The organism is Aquabacterium sp. UBA2148 (assembly GCF_002328915.1).
In the GTDB taxonomy this organism is placed as follows: domain Bacteria; phylum Pseudomonadota; class Gammaproteobacteria; order Burkholderiales; family Burkholderiaceae_C; genus Aquabacterium; species Aquabacterium parvum.
In genome coordinates, this window is record NZ_DCXA01000259.1 from 1 (window position 1) to 2,978 (window position 2,978).

At 64.5% G+C, this 2,978-nt stretch carries 3 protein-coding genes and 1 other RNA gene (1 of these 4 running past the window's edge); 2 read left to right on the forward strand and 2 right to left on the reverse strand.

What is annotated here, in order from left to right; translation table 11 throughout:
- Positions 1 to 82 precede the first annotated feature (82 nt).
- A complete protein-coding gene (gene ruvC / locus B2W70_RS14450) occupies positions 83 to 637 on the forward strand; it encodes a crossover junction endodeoxyribonuclease RuvC (protein WP_286746716.1) in 555 nt (184 codons plus the stop codon).
- Positions 638 to 752: 115 nt separating this feature from the next.
- On the forward strand, positions 753 to 1,319 hold the full coding sequence (locus B2W70_RS14455) for a PEP-CTERM sorting domain-containing protein (RefSeq protein ID WP_286746717.1): 567 nt from the start codon (positions 753 to 755) through the stop codon (positions 1,317 to 1,319).
- A 69-nt stretch (positions 1,320 to 1,388) separates the two neighbouring features.
- Here B2W70_RS14455 and B2W70_RS14460 read toward each other — a convergent pair whose 3' ends face one another.
- The gene (locus tag B2W70_RS14460; protein ID WP_349677462.1) at positions 1,389 to 2,558 is read right to left on the reverse strand and encodes a carbonic anhydrase family protein; all 1,170 of its coding nucleotides are present in this window, start codon (positions 2,556 to 2,558) and stop codon (positions 1,389 to 1,391) included.
- A gap of 134 nt (positions 2,559 to 2,692) precedes the next feature.
- An RNA gene (gene rnpB, locus B2W70_RS14465) (RNase P RNA component class A) lies at positions 2,693 to 2,978 on the reverse strand; it runs 239 nt beyond the window's last position.

The following is a 2,978-nucleotide window of genomic DNA, read 5'->3' on the forward strand; positions in this document are numbered from 1 at the left end:
GGCCCTGCGCGAGCCAACCTGAAGCCGGCGGCGGCCGCAGCCGATGCCGTTGGCAACGCAGGCGCCGGGTATCCTCTCGGGGATGCGCATCCTCGGCATCGACCCCGGTCTGCAGACCACCGGCTTTGGCGTCATCGAAACCGATGGCCCGCGCCTGCACTACGTGGCCAGCGGCACCATCAAGACCCGCGAAGCCGCGCAAGGTGACCTGCCCACGCGGCTGAAAATCATCTACGAAGGCGTGCGCGAGGTGGTCTCCCGCTACGAGCCTCAGGAGGCCTCGGTCGAGATCGTGTTCGTCAACGTGAACCCGCAGTCGACGCTGCTGCTGGGGCAGGCGCGCGGCGCCGCGATCGCCGGGCTGCTGTCGCTGAGCACCTCGCCTCAGGTGAGTGAATACACCGCGCTTCAGATGAAAAAAGCCGTGGTGGGGCATGGTCACGCCGCCAAGGCGCAGATTCGCCAGATGGTGATGCGCCTGCTGGAGCTGCCTCGCGAACCCAACAACGACGCATCCGACGCGCTGGGGCTGGCCATCTGCCATGCCCACGCGGGCAGCTTGATGGCGCAAATTGCCAAAAAAACCGAACTGAACCGTCGCACGCATGCCCAAATCAAGGGTGGTCGCGTTTATTGACCCCCTTGAATTGGGGAAGCAAGCCGACACACGGTTGCCGGATGTGAACAAAGTCACTAATGTGTCGGTGAGTGTGGCTCGTTCCGGCCACCGCCCAATTCAAGCAGGACAAACCATGAAGCAATTCCGCAAAGCAGCCCTCGCCGCAGCCCTGGCCCTCGGTGCCCAGGCTTCGGCTTTCGCCTCGATCATCATCACCGAACCCGGTGTCGATGGTTTCAACATCGAAACCCTGGCCTTCAACGGCTCCAGCTACGACATCACGCAGCTGACCTTCGATTTCTCCGGCACCACCACCGTTGACGCCAGCAACATCGTCATCGACGGCTCGCCCCTGAGCATCACCGCCCCCGCAGGCGGCACCGCCACCTTCTTTGGCAGCGGCGCGGTGTTCGGCTTCAACTTCACCGGTTTCAACACGTTTGACACCTTCAAGTTCAAGTGGGACCCGGACTCGGCCATCAGCGGCTCTTACGGCGCCACGGGCCTGGACTTCATCGGTGCCACCGTCACCGCCGTGACCACTGGCGGCACCTACACCGGTACCTTTGCCAAGGTGGGCAACACCCCTGACGTGTCGGCCGTGCTGTCGCCCGTGCCGGAAGCCGAATCCTTCGCCCTGGCGCTGGCCGGTCTGGCCGTGGTCGGTGGCGTTGCCAGCCGTCGCAGCCGCAAGGCCTGATCGCTCAAGCGATCTCGCAGCCGCCACTTGCTGGCGGCCAGAACAAAGACCAGCTTCGGCTGGTCTTTTTCATTGCCCGTCCTTGATCAGCCGATCGCGCTGGGGTTGGACGGGGCGCGCATTCATGGGGTAGAGGCGCGAAAAGATCGCAATTTGCTGGGCTGAGACGCTCACCGGCTTTTTCAGCACCATCCACAAGACGCCCTCGGTGCACGGCGGCGTGGTGAGCGAGCCCATGTAGGTCACGTAGCGGCGGTCCTCCGGCAAGAGCTGCAGGAGGTCCAGTCCCTGCAAACCGGCTTGTTCAACGCGCTTTTCCAGGGGCAGGTTGTTCCAGACCTGCTGGACGATCGGGTGCCCTTTGCCCTCCTCGATCAGCACGGCCACCACGGCCAGCTTGCCCTCAAGATCCTTGTGCACCAGGTGGGCCACCATCTCGAACTGTCGGCCGTTGAGCCGCTCTTCGCTGGGGCGGTGAAAGTGGAACTGCACCAGCTCGTAGCGTCGGCCATTGACGACGATGCGGTTGCCCGGCTCGACGTTGACCTGGACCGTGTGTCCGTTGTCGATGACGCGGAACGCTGACAGCTTGTAGTCGAACTGGATGGGGTCGAGCTCCACTGGGATGCCCTCGCGGATGTCGATCGGGCTCTGGCGCTCGCCCAGGCCGCACTGCTTGAACTCCGGATTGAGCTCGTGCCAGTGCTGCGGGCCGGTGTCGCCCTGGTATGACCAATGGCCGTGCCCTGCCGCCTTGGCGTGCTTGTCCTGGGCCTTGCCAGCCTGCCGTGTGCCCCCCTTGGCCTGAACGCGAACCACGGGAGCTGGGCCTCGGGTGGCGCGCACCTCGCTGATCTTGCTCTCGATCATGTCGCGCAACTCACCCATCGAGACGGGCTGCTTGGGCTCGGCGGATGACTCGGGCTTGTGCTCCGGCCTCTGTTCCGGCTTCTGTTCCGGCTTTCGCTCGGCCTTGGGCTCAGGCTTGGGATCGGCCTTTGCTTCCGCTTTGGCTTTGCCCTTGGGCTCGGCCTCCGGTTCAGGTTCGGTCCGGCGCTCGACCTTGGCCTTGCTCAGGTCTGGCTTGAGGTCGATCTTGATCTCACCCTTGCCCTCGGTCTTGCTGTCGGTTTTGCTTTCGGCCTTGGCTGGCGGATCCGAGGCCATGGCAGGCCCCAGGGCGAGGCCCAGGCCCAAAACCAGGCAGGTTGCAAACAAGGGGAAGGGGGGCAGGGTCATGGTCGGTCTCCGCATCAACCCACCTCATCGGCCACGATGCGAAAAACTTGACCCCAAAGGGCTCATTCATGGCCCCTGCAGGCCCGTCAGGCCCGTGGACACCCGACCCCGCGACGTCGCCGAGCCGATGAAAAGTGTGAAGTCAGCCGATAGGCCGGATTCTGTGCAGCCGCGCGCCTTGCGACGCGAAGCCGTGACCGCCATTCCTCTGGGCCGCCTGTCGCCAGAGCGGCTCGGTGCCACCTACCCGCACACTCCCCGGAACCAGGTCAACGTGTGCCTATTTGGTGTTGCTGCGCGCAGAGATTGCCCGTTTCACCTCGGCCGGGCTTTGCCCGCCCGAGGTGCAGCTCAGTTCGCGCTTTCGCGCGAGCCCCTGCTTTCGCATGGGCCGTCGGCTTGCGCCGACGCTTCGCTGAG

Coding starts and splice junctions, on each gene's coding strand:
- ruvC (WP_286746716.1), top strand. CDS start 83: ATGCGCATCCTCGGCATCGACCCCGGTCTGCAGACCACCGGCTTTGGC.
- B2W70_RS14455 (WP_286746717.1), top strand. CDS start 753: ATGAAGCAATTCCGCAAAGCAGCCCTCGCCGCAGCCCTGGCCCTCGGT.
- B2W70_RS14460 (WP_349677462.1), bottom strand. CDS start 2,558: ATGACCCTGCCCCCCTTCCCCTTGTTTGCAACCTGCCTGGTTTTGGGC.